General features: G+C 47.6%; 13 protein-coding genes. 8 read left to right on the top strand and 5 right to left on the bottom strand.

Annotated features, from left to right (window positions below):
• Positions 1-109 precede the first annotated feature (109 nt).
• Positions 110-499, bottom strand: a complete 390-nt coding sequence (locus tag NIES208_RS01640; protein WP_139324957.1) for a hypothetical protein — start codon at positions 497-499, stop codon at positions 110-112.
• Positions 500-765: 266 nt separating this feature from the next.
• Between NIES208_RS01640 and NIES208_RS01635 the strand changes: the two genes are divergently transcribed.
• Entirely contained in the window at positions 766-2,301 is a 1,536-nt protein-coding gene (locus tag NIES208_RS01635; RefSeq protein WP_084176494.1) for an NAD(P)/FAD-dependent oxidoreductase, read from the top strand.
• Here NIES208_RS01635 and NIES208_RS01630 read toward each other — a convergent pair.
• A complete protein-coding gene (locus tag NIES208_RS01630; RefSeq protein ID WP_075889046.1) occupies positions 2,298-2,897 on the bottom strand; it encodes a hypothetical protein in 600 nt (199 codons plus the stop codon). The genes NIES208_RS01635 and NIES208_RS01630 overlap by 4 nt on opposite strands.
• Positions 2,898-2,986: 89 nt before the next feature.
• The gene (locus NIES208_RS01625; protein ID WP_075889044.1) at positions 2,987-3,664 is read right to left on the bottom strand and encodes a uracil-DNA glycosylase family protein; all 678 of its coding nucleotides are present in this window, start codon (positions 3,662-3,664) and stop codon (positions 2,987-2,989) included.
• A 757-nt stretch (positions 3,665-4,421) separates the two neighbouring features.
• Between NIES208_RS01625 and NIES208_RS01620 the strand changes: the two genes are divergently transcribed.
• The 6 genes from NIES208_RS01620 to NIES208_RS01595 all read left to right on the top strand — a co-directional run bounded on the left by NIES208_RS01620 (position 4,422) and on the right by NIES208_RS01595 (position 17,377).
• On the top strand, positions 4,422-5,654 hold the full coding sequence (locus NIES208_RS01620; protein WP_225875224.1) for a response regulator: 1,233 nt from the start codon (positions 4,422-4,424) through the stop codon (positions 5,652-5,654).
• A gap of 84 nt (positions 5,655-5,738) precedes the next feature.
• Positions 5,739-6,101 (top strand): response regulator transcription factor, encoded by a 363-nt coding sequence (locus NIES208_RS01615; RefSeq protein ID WP_075889042.1) that lies wholly within the window; start codon positions 5,739-5,741, stop codon positions 6,099-6,101.
• 155 nt (positions 6,102-6,256) lie between these two features.
• On the top strand, positions 6,257-6,751 hold the full coding sequence (locus tag NIES208_RS01610) for a chemotaxis protein CheW (protein WP_075889040.1): 495 nt from the start codon (positions 6,257-6,259) through the stop codon (positions 6,749-6,751).
• Positions 6,752-6,847: 96 nt separating this feature from the next.
• Complete coding sequence (locus NIES208_RS01605) at positions 6,848-11,230, top strand: GAF domain-containing protein (protein ID WP_075889039.1); 4,383 nt, start codon at positions 6,848-6,850, stop codon at positions 11,228-11,230.
• Positions 11,231-11,481: 251 nt separating this feature from the next.
• Entirely contained in the window at positions 11,482-14,697 is a 3,216-nt protein-coding gene (locus tag NIES208_RS01600; RefSeq protein WP_075889037.1) for a response regulator, read from the top strand.
• 409 nt (positions 14,698-15,106) lie between these two features.
• On the top strand, positions 15,107-17,377 hold the full coding sequence (locus NIES208_RS01595; protein ID WP_075889035.1) for a heavy metal translocating P-type ATPase: 2,271 nt from the start codon (positions 15,107-15,109) through the stop codon (positions 17,375-17,377).
• A 156-nt stretch (positions 17,378-17,533) separates the two neighbouring features.
• On the opposite strand, the gene NIES208_RS01590 is transcribed toward NIES208_RS01595, so the two are convergent.
• Positions 17,534-18,898, bottom strand: coding sequence for a cytochrome P450 (locus NIES208_RS01590; RefSeq protein WP_075889169.1), 1,365 nt, complete (start codon positions 18,896-18,898; stop codon positions 17,534-17,536).
• Between the two features lie 219 nt (positions 18,899-19,117).
• Between NIES208_RS01590 and NIES208_RS01585 the strand changes: the two genes are divergently transcribed.
• Entirely contained in the window at positions 19,118-20,053 is a 936-nt protein-coding gene (locus tag NIES208_RS01585) for a LysR family transcriptional regulator (protein ID WP_075889033.1), read from the top strand.
• A 56-nt stretch (positions 20,054-20,109) separates the two neighbouring features.
• Here the strand turns inward: NIES208_RS01585 and NIES208_RS01580 are convergent, their stop codons facing one another.
• Positions 20,110-21,048, bottom strand: coding sequence for a bestrophin family protein (locus NIES208_RS01580; protein WP_075889031.1), 939 nt, complete (start codon positions 21,046-21,048; stop codon positions 20,110-20,112).
• Positions 21,049-21,076: the final 28 nt, after the last annotated feature.

The raw sequence follows: 21,076 nt of genomic DNA, 5'->3' as shown, positions 1-21,076 counted from the left end.
GAAATGTACATTGTGGCCAGAAAAATAGTCATAAAAAAAGGAGGCGATCGCCTCCCGGTACATAACCAATATTTAATTTACTAATATTTATTAGATTAAAGTTTAGAACCTAAAGTTTAGAACCCATGGTTTTAGCCAGTCCCATGAAAGGATCCATGCTTAGACCGGGACGACGGCGATCGCTCTTGTTACCAGTCGTCAGGAGAAAGGTCTCAGCAAAAGAAGCGCCAGAAGATGTTTTTTCTACCTCAGCTTTCGTTTCCGCAGAAGTCTCTTTCACTGCCGCAATAATAAACTCACGGGGATCAACAACATAGTTGCTGGTGGTAGGAGCCGGCGTTGGAGCTTTGGGTGTTGGGGCTTCGCTAGCTGCTGCAGTGGAGGCATTCACCTTTTCGTCAGCCGCTGGCGTACTGCCATCATTGGCTTCTTTTGTCTCGACAACAGGGGGCGCAAAAACCGCATTGGATTCCTGTTCGGGGGAGTCGGGTAACTCCATGGCAAATTTCTTTTGGGAATTTCCAAAAAATCTTTTCAGCATCAGCAAGCTCCTTGGGGAATAATTGATAAATGTTTCTTAAAATTGAGGAAGACATTGCCCAAGCTTGGACAAGTGACTTAAGTTACGCTGATTCTATTGATTGCGTTTTGTTAAGTCAAGATAATCCTTACTTTTGACTGGTTTTTAAGTATTTATAGCCAGTAAATTCCAAAAAAATGATAAAACCAAGTTAGAAAAATGAGAGTCAACTGGAGGCGATCGCCGTGGGACAGGTTCAAAAGATTCTCACTCAGGTCAAGGGAGAACCCCTAAAGGGTCTACAATTTGCGGATCAACGTTGGACTCAGTGGCGACAGGGACAAATTCCATGCCCAACGATTGTCCGAACGAGCCAAGACAACTGTCAGGGTTATGACTGCGACGTAGTGGTCTGTGGTGGAACTCTCGGCATCATGTTAGCCGCGGCGCTCCAACGCCAAGGTTGGCAGGTTGTGCTGCTAGAAAAAGGTATTTTGCAGGGGCGGGATCAGGAATGGAATATTTCTCGCTCTGAGCTAAATACACTAACAGAACTGGAATTATTGACACCCACTGAATTACAGGAAGTGATTTTCACAGAATATAATCCGGCGCGGGTACAGTTTCTCAAGGGTGAGCCGCTGTGGGTGGAGAATATCCTCAATATTGGTGTCAGTCCCAAAGCGTTGTTAGCCAAGCTCAAGGAAAAGTTTTTAACTTGGGGCGGCAAAGTGTTTGAACATAATGCCTGTACAGAAATAGAGGTATGTGACGGTGGGGCGATCGCCAAAACCGACAAACTCACCCTCAGAACGCGTCTCATTCTCGACGGTATGGGACACTTTTCTCCCATTGCCCAGCAAGCACGCCAAGGCCGAAAGCCCGACGGTATTTGCCTAGTGGTGGGCAGTTGTGCCAAGGGCTTTGAGCACAATAAAACAGGCGATCTCATTTATTCCTTCACACCCATCCGTAACCAATGCCAATATTTCTGGGAAGCATTTCCCGCAAAAGATGGACGCACCACCTATCTGTTTACCTATCTCGATGCCCATCCCGATCGCTTTAGTCTCGAATTTTTACTAGACGAATATCTCAAGCTGTTGCCAGAATATCAGCAAACCGAATTAACAGCCCTTGATTTTCAACGGTTTTTATTTGGCTTTTTTCCCAGCTATCGCCAGAGTCCCGTGCGTTATCCCTGGGATCGTATCGTGCCCATTGGTGATAGTAGCGGCGCGCAATCACCCGTAAGTTTTGGCGGGTTTGGCTCGATGTTACGCCACCTAAAACGTCTAAGTGCAGGTCTTAATGATGTCCTGCAACAAGATTGCTGCGATCGCCGCTCCCTTCGTCAGCTCCAACCCTACCAACCAAATTTATCAGTGACATGGCTCTTCCAAAAAGCGATGAGCGTCGGAGTGAAACAGCGGTGCAATCCCGACGAAATTAATGATTTAATGAATGCCGTCTTTGCAGTAATGGCCGATCTCGGTGACGATGTGCTCTATCCCTTTTTGCAAGATGTAGTGCAGTTCCAAGGATTAGCGAAAACTCTGCCACGCGTTAACTTCCCAACAGTGTTGCCCCTATTACCAAAACTAGGAGTGGGTGCATTAGCCGACTGGTTACGCCACTATCTTTCCCTCGGTTTGTATAGCTCTGGCTACCATCTCAGCAAAAAGATGCCCCCCGCCACAGACTTTCAAATGAAGCGATGGCGAGAGGCTCTTAAATACGGTTCCGGCAATGATTTTGAGCGGGAGACAGAAACGACCTAACGGCTACTGAGTTGATTTTCTAAAGCCGGTAAATCAAATTTTTCCATAACAACGATCTTGCCGCGGTTGGCAAAGTCACTGTTGTCTGGATCGACTTTAATGACTTCAATCCAATAGGCAAAGCGATCGCCTTCGTAGAGTCTGCCCGTTTGGGCGCGCAGGGTCAGGAGATTAGTGCGTTTAGAGCGGTTTATCGTGCTAATACTCGGATAGGCATAAACTTCCCGGGCGGCGGCATAGTCTTGGTAAACATTGACACCATAAATAGTCCGTAGTGCCTCTTCAAGACGTTCAAAGGTGACACCGTTAGTGACATCAAAAAAGCTAATTTCTTCGCTGCGCACGAGGCCATAGGGCTCTTCGTCTATATAAGTCGGCGAGTAAAGGGATGCTTCAAAGGTGAATTTCTGAGCAGCGGTATTAAAGCGAGTCACTGTCAAATTATTAATCTGGCTCTCACGAAAACTTGGGTTCGCCTCAATCCAAGCTTCCACATCATCCTTTATGTCGCCGGGTAAGGCATTAGCCCCTAGACACAGACCAACACTACCCAAAAGTGCGGCGATCGCCCCCACCGTAAACCACTTAGCCATCATGCCAGATCTCTCCTAAAGACTTATGTTCTCTATGATAAAAGTCTCTGTGATAAAAAAATTGTTCCATCCCCAACAATGCCCAGAAAAATCTAAAAGGCGATCGCCCCAAGGCGCCTTTGTAACATTTGGGGAAACTTTGCGTAATAGCGCTGATTCAATGGAGAAGGGTGGGGCAGAGGAGACAATGCTACGACCTTTTGATGTTCGAGACCTTGATCATCTATTGCCTTTAACGTCACCTCAAGGGAAGTTTCAAAGCGGTCGTCCTGTCGAAAAAAGCCATTCACCTCCCCCCGACGTCCGTAGGGATCAAACCACTTAAACGCCTCTGTACCCAAGGTGATAATTTGATTCCCTTGCCAATGCAGTACCAACAACTTTTCGATAAACGGTCGAAATCGCTTTTTAACCGCCACAGAATAAGCCTTATTTCCCGGTGGCTTGTAGGGCACTGTATTCGTTAGCAAAACCCGCTCACAAACCTTAGCTAGCTCCTGCTTATCTTGAATTTTTTTGCCATGCATACCGTAATAAAAACCCTGACGCACCAATGTCCCCGCAGCACCATATAAGGGTTGGCGTCCATGCACCTCATCACGACCCAGATCCCGCCCGAAAAAGCACAATTGACTTTGTAGATTCCCTCCGTACAAAATCGGCTGAGTCGGTTCTAATTTTGCCGCTTTATACACCGGAATATCAATGGGAAACTCTTCCCGCTCTGCTTCGACACGGATTTGATGAATCAGTGACGCAATATCTGCCATAGTCAAAAAATATTATTTCACTTTTGCTTCCTAGATCTTAAGTCACTGGCCTCTCACTCGTACAGACAAGGGTCGGGAACCATATTTTATCTACTAAGCTTTTTTTTGAGTTGTGGGGTTGCCCCTATAAGTAAGTTTGGTTAATTAAACCGAGCTCAAATCTGAGTCAGATGATATGGATTGACATCACACCCTTTTTCCACGGATTGCGTAACTCGGCTTTTTTACCCTCGTCTACTTAGCAGTGTCACTCCCCGGGCTCTAAGTTCGGTTTTGTCGTGTAAAAAACACTAAAGACAATTTTATAAAGCGCCAAATAAAGGCAAGAGAAACAATACTATTTATCAAAAAGATCGACATCTAATCTTCTCTTTTGACTTTTCTTTAATAGACTTTTTACCCAAGTGATTTGTAGCGGCATTCACCATGATTATTTAAACAACAACAAAGTTGCTTAAAGTAAAACTGCATACTGCTGTACCTACGTGTAAATACCTAGGTGCTGAAGATTATTTGTATCTTATCCGGATTGCTCTGGGAAGCTCTCGAACAGTATCACACAGCGACTTACAGTGAAGTTGATTAGATGTTATTGCCCAAGGAAAAAATTGAGCTTTATTGTGACTTAAAATAGCAATTAAGTTGAAGTTGCAACGAAGTGTTGTTGACGACTTTAAACGCACAATATAAGCAAGATAAGTTTTCTGTAGTTATCAGCAAAAATCAACAAACCTATAGGATTCTAAAGTTAATATTAATGAGCGATAAAGCTCTAAAAAATGATATGACAGCTAACACCCTAAAATTGATTGCTGAACAACTGAATGTTCTTTGTCAAAAACGGGCAACGGGGGAGTTGGTCGTGGGTAGTAGTCAGACAAAGGGGCGGATTTATTTGCTGTCTGGCCGTTTACTCTACGCAAAAGCTGGACAACATGAGACACGCCGTTGGAATCGTATTACGCAGCGATTGATGCCCCAGTGGATTCCAAATCCTAGCGATCTCCAAGATGCTCACATGTGGGAGTATCAGCTGTTGTATCAGGGCATCACAAATAAACAGATTTCGGTAGTGCAGGCTAAGGCAATTATTCGGGCGATCGCCCAAGAAGTATTTTTTGATTTAGGTTGTTATGGCAACGCGACGGTCGAGTGGCAGGAAGATGCACGCAACCCAACAGAAATGGCTTTGAGTCTTTCTTTGTCCTATTTAGAAGTGGAGCCAGATATCTCGAAGGTGATGGCTCTCCAACGCCAGTGGCAAGTGGCTGGTTTGAGGAATTTAAATCCGACCCTTGCCCCAGTCCTAAAATCGGGGATTGACCCGGCAGCCTTGGGAGTATTCGGGAAGTACCTCAATGGAAAATATACCCTCTGGGATATTTCTGTGCGACTGGGCAAATCCGTCACCAATGTCACAAAGGCTTTAATACCCCTGCTGAAAAAGCGCATTGTCCAACTGAAAAAAGTTGCTGATTTACCCCACCCCTTTGCCAATAGGAGTGTTGATGCTTCTGGGTCTGGAGGTTCCCGTAAGGCGGGTAGTAAAGGTAAAGGACGTGAAGGTCTGATTGCTTGTATTGATGATAGTCCCGTCATTCTTCAAACATTAAAAAAGATTTTAGAAGGTGCAGGTTACCAAACATTAGCTATTAATGAACCGATGCGGGGGGTTGCCAAGCTCATTGAAAACCAGCCGGATATTATTATCCTTGATTTGGTGATGCCCAATGCCAGTGGTTATAGCGTTTGTAAGTTTTTGCGACAAACATCGGTCTTTGAGAAAACGCCCATTATTGTCTTGACGAGTCGCGATACTCTCATTGATCGTAATCGTGCCAAGTTAGTGGGTGCGTCTGATTTTCTGGGTAAACCCCCAGATCCAGAAAAAACGATTGCTCTGATTGAAAAATATTTGGAGGAAATAGCTGAGCAAGGGCAAACAGGTGAGGCGAGTCTTAGTGCTGAGGTTTCTAGTTCTGCTTTGTGAAGAAAACGACAAGTTTTCTAAGGGCGATCGCCTTACAATACCGTAGGATTTATATCCTTTTTTCGTTAATTTTAGAGGTTTAAGATGGCAACATTATTGCTCGTTGAAGACAGTCCGACTGAAGCACAAATTATTACATCCTGTCTTGAAGGAGCTGGGTTTACGCTACTGAAGGTGACTACTGCAGAAGCAGCGAAGGCGATTTTAAGCCAAAAACCAGTAGATGGCATTGTCTTGGATGTGGTGTTGCCCGGTCAAAGTGGCTTTGGCCTATGTCGCGAACTCAAAAAGGATCCGAAGACAGAAAAAATTCCGATTGTGATGTGTTCTAGTAAATCTGAAAAAATGGACAAAAAATGGGCAGCAAAGCAGGGGGCTGATGACTATGTGACAAAACCCATTGACCAAGACGAGCTAGTGGCTGCTGTACGTAGATGGGTTCGTTAATTATTTAGTAATAGATCGCACACACGTTTTGTTTGCTTCGTCAGCCCTCCCCTCACCCGGCTGGCGATCGCCCCAAAGATTTTTTTCCTTACATCTTAAGCTTTTATTTGTACTACTAGGGACATCTGCCATTCCCCTCTCAAAGGTTGCATGACATGGCTCCAAAGACTTCTACAGATCCGCCGACTACCCAGAAACAATTTATCAGCTTCCTCCTGACCCAGAAGGTGTGGGGCATGGTTCAAACGAGCCAGCTGACTGAAACCATTAATTTAGAGCTCGGCAAAATTGTTCAGATCCCCGATCTTCCCCCAGCCGTAGTCGGTGTTTGCGGTTGGCGTGGTGAGGTACTCTGGCTCGTTGACTTGTCCTATGCCCTCGGCTTAGCGCCCCTCCTGAGTGCGGATTATCAGTCTGATAAGTGCAATGTGCTCAAGGTCACTGTCAATCAACAAAGCTTTGGTATTCTCGTCGCAGAAGTGCGACAACTGATGCGTTGCGATCCCCAAGATATTCAAACCGGATTACCCGTCCCTTTCAAAGCAGAGGTCGCCCCTTTGATTGCTGGTCACCTGACAACGACCGGGAATATTCAAGTAACAAGTTTCAATTTAGAAGCCCTACTCGAAACCCTGCGATCGCCAACCTAAAAAGGCGACCAAACCGACCAGCAACAAAATTTTGAAACATAACCTTTAGATTAACTTTTTTCCAAACCCCATCCTGTTGAATTTGCCGAAACAACCATGACCCAGATCCCTATTCGCCCGAACAATGACCCCAACAAAAACAATGGCATGGATTCTGCCTCCCAAGAACGGCGGATTGAGGAAACCTTGACCCTTGTTCCTGTGCAATCCTTGTCTTCCTCCGAGGCCAAACACTCCGCCCTCACATCTAAAGCAGGAGCCTTAGTGGGAGAACTCAGCAGTCTGCGTTCGAATATCGACATGATGACGGACGAGCTCCAGTCACTCCTCGCCAATGAGCGGGCAGCTGTAGAGCGGGCAGAGTTGCTTAATGCCATGACCTCCCACATTCGAGAGTCCTTAAACTTTGAGTACATTCTGAGTGCCACCGTTGCCGATGCCCGCAATGCCCTCGATGTTGATCGGGTTTTAGTCTATATTTTCGACGAGAACTACTTGGCGAAGGCCGCCTATGAGGCCGTTGAACGCCGCTGGCCTAGTGCCCTCGGCTCCTATTACATGGCCAATGAAATGTCGGATCAGGCCGTCAAACTTTACCAACAAGGCCGGGTTGAAGCCGTTGATGATACGAGTAATAGTGTTCAACTGGATAGTTCCCTGTTAGAGCAGCTCCAGAAACTAGAGACCCAAGCAAGCTTAACGACACCATTACTTTTAGAAGGTGAATTGTACGGATTACTGGTTGCCCATCAGTGTTCGAATCCCCGGGAATGGTCAGAATCCGAAATTGATTTTTTCCGGCAATTGGCCGTGCAGGTGGGTTATGCCCTCGACCAAGCCCAACTCTTGGAAAAGCAGCGGGATGCTGCAGAACAGGCCCAGTGGCTCAACCAAATTAGTGTTCGCATTCGAGAATCGTTAACACCGGATGATATTTTCACAGCAGCGGTACAGGAAGTACATAGTGCCATGAAAAGTGATCGGGTGACGATTTGTCGCCTAGGCACCGATGGACAACATCAGGTGGTGGCCGAGTCCGTCGAGCGTCAGTTTCCCACCACAATGGGGATGGCTTTGCCGAGTCCGTGGTTTGATGTGTCCTACCACGAAGGCTATGGGCGAGGCCAACTAAATCGCGTGAATGATATTTACGATTTAGAACTAGATGACGCGATTGTTGATCAATTGAAAGCACGAGCCATTCGAGCAAGTTTGGTTGCCCCTGTGATCGCGAGCCAAAGGCTGGTGGGTTTCTTGGTTGTGCACCAATGTACAATGGCGCGCCGTTGGACCGATGGTGAGGCTGAACTCCTGAAGAAGGCCGCCGGACAAGTTGGTACTGCCCTTGACCAAGCCTTCGCACTACAGCAACAGGAAAATGCGGCGCTCCAAGCAAAAATTCTCAATGACATTTCATCGCGTTTGGGTGCGTATGATGATGTTGAAGAAATCCTCGATAGCATTGTGGATGATGCCCGAGAAGCCCTTAAGGCAGATCGTGTTTTGGTCTTTAAGGTTGATGATCAACTCAAAGGCATGGCGATCGCCGAATCCGCAGACCCCCGTTGGAAGAGCCTAATAGACAAGAGCTTGCATGACTGTGGCCTAGACGAACGCTACGTGAAACAAGCACAAAGAGGCAAAACCACTATCCTTAACCGTTTATCCGGTGCCGGCTTAAGTGAATTTCAGCTAGAACATCTCGAACTCGCTCAAGTGCGCTCCCTCATGATTGCGCCAATCACTATCGAGAAAAAACTCTTTGGTCTCATCGTCGTCCACAACTGTCACGGAACACGCCAGTGGCAAGACTCCGAAAATAGCTTACTACGTCAAATCAGTAACCAAGTCAGCTTTGCCCTAGAGCGAATTAGTCTAATTGAACAACGGCAAATGACCGCAGAGCGTGCCCAACGCCTCAGTGACATTAGTGCTCGCCTCCAAGAATCCTTTGAAGTGAGTGAAATCCTCGCCGCTGCAGTAGATGAAACCCGCGATATCCTCAAGGCAGATCGCGCCATTGTATACAAATTTGACGAAGAATGGCGGGGCTTAATTAATGCCGAATCCGTTGGCCAAGGCCACCTCTCGATCATGGGACTCAAGACCAACGAGCCTCGAGTGACCGAAAAATTCGCAAAGTCATACCTGCGCGGTAAAGTGACCGCCTACGCCAATATCTACGACGCAGAATTCCAAGATTGCCACATCAAGGAATTTGAATCCCACGGCGTGAAAGGCTATATGGCTGTGGGGATTGTGGCGAACCAAAAACTCTATGGTTTGCTCATTGCCCATCAATGTTCCGGGCCACGCCAATGGAATGAAACGGAAACGGGAACCCTCAAACAAATTGCCCAGCAAGTGGGCTATGTCCTAGAAGAAGCCTTCCTACGGCAAGATCAAGAACAGGCAAAACGGTTAGATGAAACCCGCCTGCGTCTCCAGGAAACATCTGAGGTTGAAGCAATCTTAACCGTGGCAGTGGAAGAAACCCGCGATATCCTCGGCAGCGATCGCGCCATTGTGTATGAATTCGACTCCTCGTGGAAAGGCTTGATTACCGCAGAATCAGTCAATGCCGGCTACCCTGCAACCCTTGGTGTACGGACGAACGAACCCCATGTTACAGAAAAATTCTCCAAATCCTATCTCAAGGGCAACGTTAAAGCCGTTACCGATATTTTTAATTCGGACTTTGCAGATTGCCACATCAATGAATTTTCGCCCTATGGCGTGAAAGGCTACATGGCAGCCGGCATTGTGGCGAACCAGAGACTCTACGGTTTGCTCGTAGTCCACCAATGCTCAAGCACAAGATCTTGGACAGAGCTCGAAACCGAAACCCTGCGCCAACTCTCTGAACAAGTAGGTTATGCCCTAGACCAAGCCCTCCTCCGCCGCGCCCAAGAACAGGCGGTCACCCGGACGAAACAGGTGAACTTGATCAGTTTCCGAATTCGTGAATCCTTGGATGTTGAGCGAATTTTCCGGACAGGAACGGAAGAAGCCCTCAAGCTCATGAAGTGTGATCGCGTTGTGGTTTATCGCTTTGATGAAAACTGGGGTGGAAATATTCCCTATGAAGCCGTTGCCTCCGGTTGGCGCAAACTAAGCCAAGACATGATGGCTGATGGTGAAGTGCCCTGTTTCCCCGAGGACTATGTGGAGCCATACCGCCAAGGTCGTGTTCAGGTCACGCCCGATGTGTCCCAAGCGGGTTTGACAGCTTGTCACGAAGAACAGCTCGGCAAGTGGCAGGTGAAGGCAAATGTGGTAGTCCCCATTTTGGTAAACCAAAAGCTGTACGGTTTGCTCGGTGCGCACCAATGTTCCGGAACCCGTGAATGGGAAGCACCGCTGGTGGAGTCTTTCCGACAGGTGGCGATTCAGTTGGGTTATGCCCTAGACCAAGCCCTCCTCCTGCGCGAAATTGAAGAATCGAGGGAGCAAGCTGAGAGAGCTTCCGAAGAACAACGTCAACAAAAAGAACAACTTCAAGGACAGATCGAAAACTTCCTAGAGGAAATCGAAAACTCCTTTGAGGGTGACTTGACCGTCAGAGCAGGGGTAACTGAGGGGGAAATGGGGACGGTTGCTGACTTTTTTAATGCCACCATTGAGAATCTCCAAAAACTGGTGGAACAGGTGCAAGATTCTACGTTGATTGTGTCGGAAACGGCTCAAGAAAGTGAAATTCAAATTAAGAGTCTGTCCACGGAGTCCCTGCGTCAGGCCGAAAGTGTTGGTCAAGCGCTCCAAAAGATTACGGATATGACGACTTCTATTCGTGAGGTCGCAACGAATGCCCAGGATGCCCAACAGAAAGTATTACTCGCGAACAAAACCCTTAAAGCGGGTGATGTGGCGATGAACCGGACTGTACAGGGTATCTTGGCGATTCAACAAACGGTGGAGGCAACTGCCCGTAAGGTAAAGAACTTGGCTGATGCGTCCCAAAAGATTTCCCGCGTGTTGAATTTGATTCGTGAACTGGCGAACCAAACGAACTTGCTTGCCCTTAATGCTTCGGTGGAGGCAACTCGAGCGGGTGAAGAGGAACAGGGCTTTGCGGTAGCGAATGAGGTTCGTACTCTGGCGGAGCAATCGGCGAATGCGACGAAGGAAATTGAGGAAATTATTGAGGAGATCCAATCGGAGACTAATGAGGTAATTAAGGCGATGGACATCGGTCGTAAGCGGGTTCTGATCGGCACAAAGTTGGTGAAAGGGACACGTCAAACGCTGACGGATTTGGCGAAGGTGAGTACGAGTATCAACCGTGTGGTTGAACAGATTGCGAACTCGGCTTCGACTCAGGTGAGTATTTCTAATGAACTCAATCAGACAATGCAGGATGTGGCGAGTATTTCTAATCAAACATCTGAGCAGTCGGTGAAAGTTGCTCAATCTTTTACTAAGCTGCTCGGTGTTGCTGAGGAACTCAAACAGAGTGTGTCTGAGTTTAAGGTTAAGTAGGTGCTTTCTGATTCTGGGCGATCGCCGGATCTTTTTCCCTATCATTAAATCAAAATGTTTAGGAAATACTTTCGATTTGGCGATCGCCTGCCGGGTGAGGAGGCGAGCTCAGGTACTGGGCAACCAGATTTAGTGATATGGGGCGATTTTGTCTTGAGATTGTCACGGAATCAACCCATATTTCTACGTATGGTGATGTAGGTGTAATTTGAATGTTTATTATTGGCTGTTAAGAGGGTCGTATTTTGGTGATGGCTAGCGAAACACGCGTTGATACCAACGATCAAGCATATGAATTTTTTGTGCAAGAATCATTGGAACTACTCCAGCATCTTGAGTCTGGTTTGATGACTCTTGTGCAAGATCATGAAGCACAAAAAATCCACGGTTTGATGCGAGCTGCCCATTCGATTAAAGGTGGTGCGGCTTGTATTGGTTTAATGGCTGTGCAGTCGATCGCCCACGATTTAGAAAATGGCATTCGCGCCCTCTATAAAGAAGACACAGTCTTTGATGTCGAGCTAGAAAATCTGTTATTGCAAGCCTATGATGCTCTCCAGGAACCCATTCGGCAGCAGATCCAAATGGGCGAATATGAGCCCGAACAAGCCTTGGCAAAAGCCAAACCGATTTTTGAGTCCCTAGAGACAAAGCTCGGCCATGCCCTTTCCGAAGCGGCAGAACTCCCCGAAATGCAAATGGAAGGGGATTTAACAGAATTTATTTTCCAAGAGGAAGTGCCCCAAGCCTTGGCACGTCTGGAGAAATTTGTTAAACAGCCCCCAACTCGCTCTCCCACTACGGAGCTGACTTCCCAACTAGAAGTACTCTCTACCTTGGGAGATATGCTGAATCTAGAGGGCTTTGCGGCGATCGCCCAAGCAGCTACAGACGCGGTTAAAGTCAATAGCGATGATGTTATAAAAATTGCAGCACTGGCCTTAACTGATTTTCGCTTAGGTCAACAGGCCGTCGTGAATGGCGATCGTACCCAGGGCGGTGAGCCGAGTCATACTTTATTGCAATTAACACAACCCAAAACAGGTGAAGATAACATTGTTGCGGCGGTAGAAGATGTAACCCATAGTCCTAACGGTAGTAATGTGTCTGAGGCGATCGCGACCGAAGCAGACCTCCTTTTTGAACAAGCACAGCTAACGTCCCTCAATATTTGGGATGAAGACGATGAAGAAGGTGACAGCATCCCGCTATTCTCAGAGGATGATCTAGCGAGCCTGATCATTGAAGATGAAGATTCCAGCGATTTGCTCAGTGCTGTTGCGGAGGAAACAGTCGAAGCCGCCATTAATTCTCCCCTCGAACTCAATGGCAAGGACATTGAAGCACATCTGGCCTCCGTCACTGCGGCAGGATCGCAGCCAGCACCAACAGGAGAACAAACCCCGCCTGTTCCAACCCCAGAACCAAACATTGCTGTCACCACATCCCCAGCTGCACCACCAGCTTTAGAAACCTCGGAACCCCCCATCGCCGCCCCTAAACCAGAGGTGACCCCGGCACAACCAAAGCGAGATTTGTCCGTTGGGCGATCGCCGAGTCAAGCAGCACCAATGATTGATACCAGCAGTTTGAGCGTCCGCTTGGATATGGGACGACTGGATTATCTCAACAACCTTGTCGGTGAACTCGTAACCCAAGACAATAGCGCTTTATTGCGCAACAAACAGAGCCTTGATGCCCTAGATTCCCTCAAGCGCTGGTTTAACCGCTTCAATAAAATTACCAACCAGTTCCAGCAATACGCCAAGGAGCTGGTGATTAAAAATCCCCAAGCCCGTGCCCAGCTCGCCCAATTCGTTGTATTTGCCGCGACGATCGCCGAAGAAATGGCGCAACTCGGAGAAACCATCGAAGATACGACCCTCATTAACCAGCAGGATCAGCAAAACCTCAAGCAACGACAGCAAACCATTAAGCAACTAGAGCACAACCTCCTCGAAGCAAGAATGTTGCCCATTGGTGATTTGTTAAATCGTTTTCCCCGTACCATTCGGGATTTATCCGTTAAAGGAAACAAGCCTGTTTCTTTGGAGCTAGAAGGGACAAATACACTGGTTGATCGTGCGGTACTTTCAAAGCTCTACGACCCGCTGGTACATCTCGTCCGCAATGCCTTTGACCATGGTATCGACACCCCGGAAGAACGCCTTGCTGCGGGTAAATCAGAGTCCGGCACAATTGTCATTAAAGCCTATAACCGGGGTAACTCGACCTATTTAGAAGTCCGCGATGATGGGCGGGGCATTGATATTGAAAAAATCCGCGCTAAAGCCATTGAAAAAGGTGTAATTGATGCCAAAGAAGCAGAGGGAATGCCCGAAGCTCAACTTTATGAACTGTTGTTTGTACCGGGTTTCTCGACCGCGACACAGGTGAGTCATTTATCGGGTCGGGGTGTCGGTCTGGATGCGGTACGGCTGCAAATTCGCTCGCTGAAGGGTAATATTTCCATCACCTCAGAACGAGGCAAAGGGACAACGTTTACGCTGCGTTTGCCTTGGAGTATGACGATTACGAAGTTACTCTTATTCCGCGCCCAGGAAAGTTTCCTCGCCATTCCCGTTAACAGTCTGGCGGCGATCGCCGCGGCAGCTCCGGGAGACATCAAAAAAGAAGATAACAAAGAAATCTTCACTTGGAAGGGTCGCCCTGTCCCCCTCATCCAAGACTTGCTAGTTGGTTTTAACTACCCCTCATCACTGATCGCCAGCCGTCAACAAATGATGGGTACTTGGGCACGGAGCAATATGAGTACGGTGTGGAAACAGGCTGGACAACAAATGGTGCTTGTCATTTCCCAAGGTACAGATGTGATGGGCATTAAAGTTGATCAAATTTTACTGGAACAAAACTTAGTGATTAAGCCCTTTGGTAGTGCTATTAATCCACCAAGCTATATTTCGGGCTGTACGGTTCTCGGTGATGGACGTTTGGTGGCGGTGCTCGATAGTGCAGCTTTAATTGAACGACTTGTCCGTAAAGGAACACAAAATATTGCTGTCATTGACACGCAAATTAGCCGTCTAAAGCCAAAGCTTGTGTTGCCGACAGTCCTGGTTATTGACGATTCTTTGACGACGAGACAAACGCTATCTACAACATTGCAAAAGGCTGGCTACCGCGTTATTCAAGCGCAGGACGGTGCCGATGGTCTTAATCAGTTGGAGCAGCATCCGGAAGTCGAAGGGATTATTTGTGATGTGGAAATGCCCCAGATGAATGGTTTTGAATTCCTCGGTCGCTGCCGCAAAAAATATGCCAAAACTGATTTGCCGGTATTAATGTTGACTTCACGGGGTAGTAAGCGTTATCGTCAGCTCGCTGAACAGCTCGGTTCTAATGGTTATTTGACGAAGCCCTATCTTGATCAAGAACTCATTGAAACTTTGCAGGCGGCGGTTGTGGAAACGAAGAAAGAGTCTGCACCGGCGATCGCCTCTTCTTAGGACTTAGGGAAGGGGGAGAGAGGGAGATGCGGAGACAAGGGGATACGGAGAGAAGAGACGCGGGGACAAGGGGATGCGGAGAGAGACGCGGGGATATCTTGTTTGCTCGCTAAAACTTTGTGGTGTGGTGATAGTTCACTGTTTATTCTTTTCCCTCCTTGCTGTTTCGTCGTGATGGCGCAATTGGGCTTTTTTTGTAAGGCTAATTTTAGACAAAAAAAATCTCGGCGCGAAAGCCGAGACCATCAATCAGGGTGCATCTACCACTCATATACTTCTTTAGGAAAAGGTCTTATCCGGAAGAGTCTGAAGATTTTTGTCGATTTTGCCTAGAAATTATGGCGAGGTTGAATTTTTCTGGAAATTTTCGTCATACTCGAAGCATAGTCTTTTTGTGTTGAGCAACTCTATGACCTCATCTCCTGTGCTTCCTCAAAACGATGCAGTGACAACGACTCTAGATGTACAGGGTATGCGTTGTGCTGGTTGTGTGGCCGCAGTAGAAAGACAGCTCAAGCAGCAGTCTGGTGTCCTTACGGCAACGGTGAATCTGATTACTGAAGTGGCGGTTGTGTCCTATGAGCAGGAAAAGGTGGCACCGGAGGCGATCGCCGACAAATTGACGGCCATGGGTTTTCCCACCCAGCCACGCCTGACAGACACTGAAACTTTTGAGGATTATCAAGCTAAACGAAAAAGTAGTCAGAGGGAACAATATTGGCGCTTAGGGGCAGCAGTCTTGCTCTTAGTGGGATCAACCCTTGGACATTTGCATCACCTCGGCGGCATTAAAATTCCCCTTCTAAATTTGATGGGAGTGCACTGGGGCATGGCAACCTTAGCGCTACTGATTCCGGGAATGCCGATTTTGCGTGATGGTTGGACTGGCTTGATCAAAGGTCACGCCAATATGAATACCTTGGTGGGTTTGGGAACGCTGAGCGCTTATCTTACTAGTTGTGTGGCTTGGGCGTTGCCTCAGCTAGGCTGGGAATGTTTTTTTGATGAGCCTGTGATGCTGCTCGGTTTTATTTTACTGGGGCGCACCTTAGAGGGTAGTGCGCGGCTCAAGGCAATGTCTGCATTGGAGTCTTTGCTGGCACTACAACCCCAAGGGGCAAGGCTGATGGGTCGCGCCAATAAGGGGGAAACGGACGAAATTACGATTCCGGTGGCTCAGGTGCAAATCGGTGAATGGGTGCGGGTGCTACCGGGGGAAAATATTCCGGTGGATGGTGAGGTGATTCGTGGTGAAACTACGGTCGACGAATCAATGTTAACGGGGGAAGTTATACCCATCGCGAAATGCCCGCAGGATGTGGTGAAGGCTGGCACGCTAAATCAGTTGGGGACAGTGATTGTTCAAGTCACAAAGACGGCTCAAAATACGGTCTTGTCGCAAATTATTCGGACAGTGGAGGCGGCTCAAACACGCAAAGCGCCAGTCCAAAAATTAGCGGATCAAGTGGCTGGTTATTTTGCCTATGGTGTCATGGCGATCGCCTTGATCACATTTCTTTTTTGGGAATTTATTGGCACTAAACTTTGGTTTGATCTAGGGGCGGTCAATCCAGAAATACTGAGTTTAAAGTTGGCGATCGCCGTGTTGGTGGTGGCCTGTCCCTGTGCGTTAGGCTTGGCCACACCGACAGCTTTGCTCGTGGGCACGGGCATTGGGGCGGAGCAGGGCATTCTCATTAAAGGCGGCGACATTCTCGAACGGCTGCGTAATCTGCAAACGATTGTCTTTGATAAGACGGGCACATTAACCCAAGGGAAACCGGAAATTATTGATGTCCTTTGCGCAGAAAATTACGATAAAACAGAATTGCTAAATCTCGCAGCGAGCATCGAACAGCGCACTAACCACCCCTACGCTAAAGCTTTTCTCCAAGCAGCCCAAACGGAAAATCTCCAAGAGCCAGAAACCGTCGAAACAATTTTAGGAAAAGGTGTTTGCGGTAAGGTTGGCGATCGCCTCGTGCAAATTGGCAGTCTCCATTGGTTGCAAACGCAAGAATTCTCCTGTTCGGAGCAGTTTTTACAACGTTCTCAAACATGGTCGGCAGAAGGCTTTACCCCCATTGGCATCGCCGTTGATGGTCAAATTGCGGGAATGGTGGCGATCGCCGATCCGTTACGCACAGACGCAGCGCAGGTGATCCAAGATTTGCAGACAGCGGGTTTGGAAGTTGTGTTATTGAGTGGCGACCAACAAACGGTTGTGGAGCGACTCGCGAAGAAGCTCGATATTAAACGTCATTTCGCCGCCGTTTCACCGACCGAAAAAGCACAAATTATTACCGATTTAAAGCAAGATACAGCGGGTATTGCGATGGTTGGTGACGGCATTAATGATGCCCCGGCTCTTGCCACTGCTGATGTGGGGATTTCCCTGTCCGGCAGTACCGATGTTGCCCTTGCCACCGCCGATGTCGTGCTGATGGGCGATCGCCTGCTAGACGTGATGGCGATGTTAAATCTCAGTCGAAAAACCGTCGCGGTAATTCGCCAAAATCTCTGGTGGGCATTGGGTTACAATCTTGTCGCTATTCCCCTCGCTGCGGGTCTTTTACTACCAAAATTCGACCTCGTTTTAAGTCCCGCAGTTGCTGCCGGATTCATGGCTACCAGCTCAGTTTTAGTCGTGCTAAATTCACTGCGGTTGCGGTTAGGCTAATTCAAAGCTTAGTGAAGCCGTGTCTGCAATGAATGACGCGGTGAAAGAGAGACGGGGTGATGGGGAGATGTCGTGAAGCTGAACAAATTTAAGATTTTCGTATCGTCATTTTCTTGCCCTCTTGTCTCCCACTCTCCCTTCCCCCGTGTCTTCCCTCTAGCTGCCGAGATAACGCATTTTTACCCCAGTATCTGGCGATAAAACGAGACCTTTTCGCTTTGCCGTAACCGGTTTTTGTTCCAACAATTCAAACTGGGCATCGTTCGCAAAAGCGGCAATGCCCAAACGTAATTCAAACTGTGCCAAAGCCTCACCGACACAGCGGCGTGCCCCACCACCGAAGGGCATAAATTCGTAGGGGGTATAGTTGCGTTCGAGAAAGCGTTCTGGTTGAAATTCGCGGGGATTCGGGTAGAGATCCGGCCGTTGGTGGAGGGTGTAGATACAGCCCATCAACATACTTTCGGCGGGAATATCGTAGTCTAAAAGGCGAGTCTCTTCGGTTGCGAAGCGGGCAAAGGTAAACATAGCCACGGGGTTAATGCGGAGACTTTCATTGCCCACTGCTGATAAATAGGGCAGACGATAAATTGCCATGGGGTCAGGATTACCGTCGAGGGTTTTTAATTCTTCCCGGACTTGCTGCAAAATTTCTGGTTTGTGGTGCATCCAGTACATTGCCCAAGCCATGGCGATCGCCGTTGTTTCATGCCCGGCGAAAAGTAAAACCATCAACTCATCCCGTAACTCTACCGGAGTCATGGCATTTCCTGCTTCGTCCCGCGCGGCAATTAATAGGGACAAAATATCGGTGCGGTTTGGATCAGGGTTGGCTTGGCGATCGCCAATTTCAGCGTAAAGTAATTCATCTAACGCTTCCCTCGCCCGAACAAAACTGCCCCACGGACTCCAGGCCCCAAAGTCCTTTTGTAAAACCGAAAAAAAGAGAAAACTGGTCGAAATCGGTGACTGAAACCGACTGAGAATGCCCCGCGTCAACTCAATAATCGGCTCATAGCGATCGCCACTCCTGATGCCAAACACCACCTCAATAATGGTGCGCAGCGTAATGCGTTGGGTGAGTTCAAGCGCTAAAAACGATTGCCCGACTTCTAAATTGGCAATTTCTTCGCGGATAATTTGTTGAATCAATGTCCCATAGTTGTACATCCGCTCCCCATGGAAAGACGGCATAATCAACTTCCGCGCCCGACGGTGGCGATCGCCGCTAAGATTTAGCAACGAATGGGAACCCGTGAGCGGCTCCATAATGCCATTCAGTTCCCCCGGCGCAGTAAAAATCTTTTGATCATCCACCAACATTTGCTTCAGAGCCTCAGGATGATGCACCGCAATTAAGGGTTTTTCATAGCCAGCCGAGGGCATATAAACCAAGTCTGGCCCTTGTGCCTGTAGCTCCGAGAGAATTTTTGTCGGATTAACAATTGCCCGCAACTGTTGCTGTAGCGCTGACTGCGGCAAGATAGGAATAGTTTTAGTATCGTTAGTCGCGGCAACCATAAAAAGCATCCTCAAACAAAGACATTCGCCCCTCTATTATTCCGAATATTTTAAGAATTGTTGTCCCTGCCACAGGAAACAGTTAATCACGGCGGCGATCGCCCCACCAGCCCAAGTAGTGCCTTGTATAGGTTATAGGCTATGGTCGAGGAAAAAGCATTGACCAAAACCTATGTTGTCGTTACACTAAAAACTGTAGTCCGATAAATAGGTATTTTTTTGATTCCTGCGACACTGCACCAACTTAAAGTCTTTGAAACGGCAGCCCGACATGGCAGTTTTACAAAAGCCGCTGCCGAGCTTTCGATTACCCAACCCACGGTTTCAGGGCAGATCAAACAATTAACCCAAACCATTGGGATGCCTTTATTCGAGCATATTGGACGTAAACTTTATCTGACTGAAGCCGGCTCAGAACTCCTTTCTACTTGCCAAGATGTTTTTGAGCAACTAGACAACTTTGAAATGAAATTGGCGGCGCTCCAGGGAGCAAGGCGTGGGCAGCTACGTCTCGGTGTGATCACCACAACCAAATATTTTGTGCCTCGTATTCTTGGGGAATTTTGTCAAAGTTACCCCAATATCGATGTGTCTTTGCAGGTCATTAACCACCAAAAACTCCACGACCGTATGGCGGACAACAAAGATGATCTTTATATTTTAAGTAATTTGCCCGATGATCTAGAAGTTCACTCCGAGGGGTTTCTTGATAATCCTTTAGTGGTTGTGGCGCGGGCGGATCACCCCCTTGCGAAGCAAAAAAATATTCCCATTTCGTCCCTCGATGGTGTCGACTTTATCTCGCGGGAAATGGGTTCCGGTACAAGGCTGGCTGTCGAAAAACTCTTTGCTGCCAATGAGATAGAAGTGCAGGTGCGTCTAGAGCTCGGCTCTAATGAAGCCATCAAACAGGCGATCGCCGGCGGCCTCGGGATTTCCGTGCTGTCGCGCCATACCTTAATTACAGAACCGCCCAATGGGGAATTAACAGTTTTAGATGTGGAACATTTCCCCATTCAACGGGAATGGTACGTTGCCCACCTTGCGGGTAAACAGCTTTCCGTGATTGCAGCAGCATTCCTTGAATTTATGCTGCGCTCTAGTAAACAAACCCTCGAAAATTCTAGCCGTCGCTCCCTTGCTTTACAGACATAATACTGTGCAGATTTAGCTTCATTTCCTAATATTTAGGCTGTCTAATTGTCTAATATTTAAACTGTAATTTTTTCGGAGAAAGTTGCACTGTCAGGCCTTTCGTCGGCGGCTATGTGTTCAACATCTCGGCCAATGACTTTGCATAGATCATCAAGGGGCAGGTCGTTCAAGTTAAAGCCAAAGGGATTTTCTAGCTCGCGAGCCACCTCTTCAATGCCGAGTAAGAGGAAGCTTACAACGCCGGTAATGGGCACTGACCACCAAGTCAGGTCGGGAATAATGCGGAATGGTAAGCCAAAGCAATAAATTAAAATAAGTCGCTTTAAATACATGCGGTAGGTGATGGGAATCGGTGTCGTCAGAATTCTTTCACAGCTACTGACACTGCCCATGAGGTCGTTTAGCATGGCGCTTACCATACTATATTGGCCATCGCTAATTTTCTGCGCTTCTAGTTGGTCGCTGAGGTAAGAGCGTAACCAAAATTGGATATCAAAGGGGCGATGTTCTGATTCGGCTAATTTTTCTGCTTGGGTTTTTGTCGTTAAAGCTTTTAAGTCTTCGTCAACGGCCGCCCCTCGTAAATGTAATTTTGTGGCGATCGCAAATGCCGAGATTAGCTTTAATGCCCTTTGCTTTTGGGTCTGATCACTATCATGATCTGCCCGCACTCCCAGACGAATTTCTTGGGCTAAATTGCGACTGTTTACAACGATGCTACCCCAAGCTTTGCGTCCTTCCCAAAACCTGTCGTAGGAAGTATTTGTACGAAATACGATTAGTAAACCTAAGACTAGGTTGTAGATCACATTTGTGGTTAAATCTCCTAGTTTCTCCAAATAAATCGGTCGTCCTTGAATGTACAAAAAAGTGACCGTTGCTGTAAAGCCACAGAAAAAGAAAATTCTCGGCAAAATCATCAACACAACAGAGCCTTGCAGTTGAAAAACCGTACTTAACCAGTTGGACTTTTCAAATTTGTCTTGTGTCAGCATTGCTTCTCCCAAGTCACGCTAAATAAAT

The organism is [Limnothrix rosea] IAM M-220 (assembly GCF_001904615.1).
Taxonomy (GTDB): domain Bacteria; phylum Cyanobacteriota; class Cyanobacteriia; order Cyanobacteriales; family MRBY01; genus MRBY01.
This window is presented reverse-complemented; position numbering and strand designations above follow the sequence as displayed.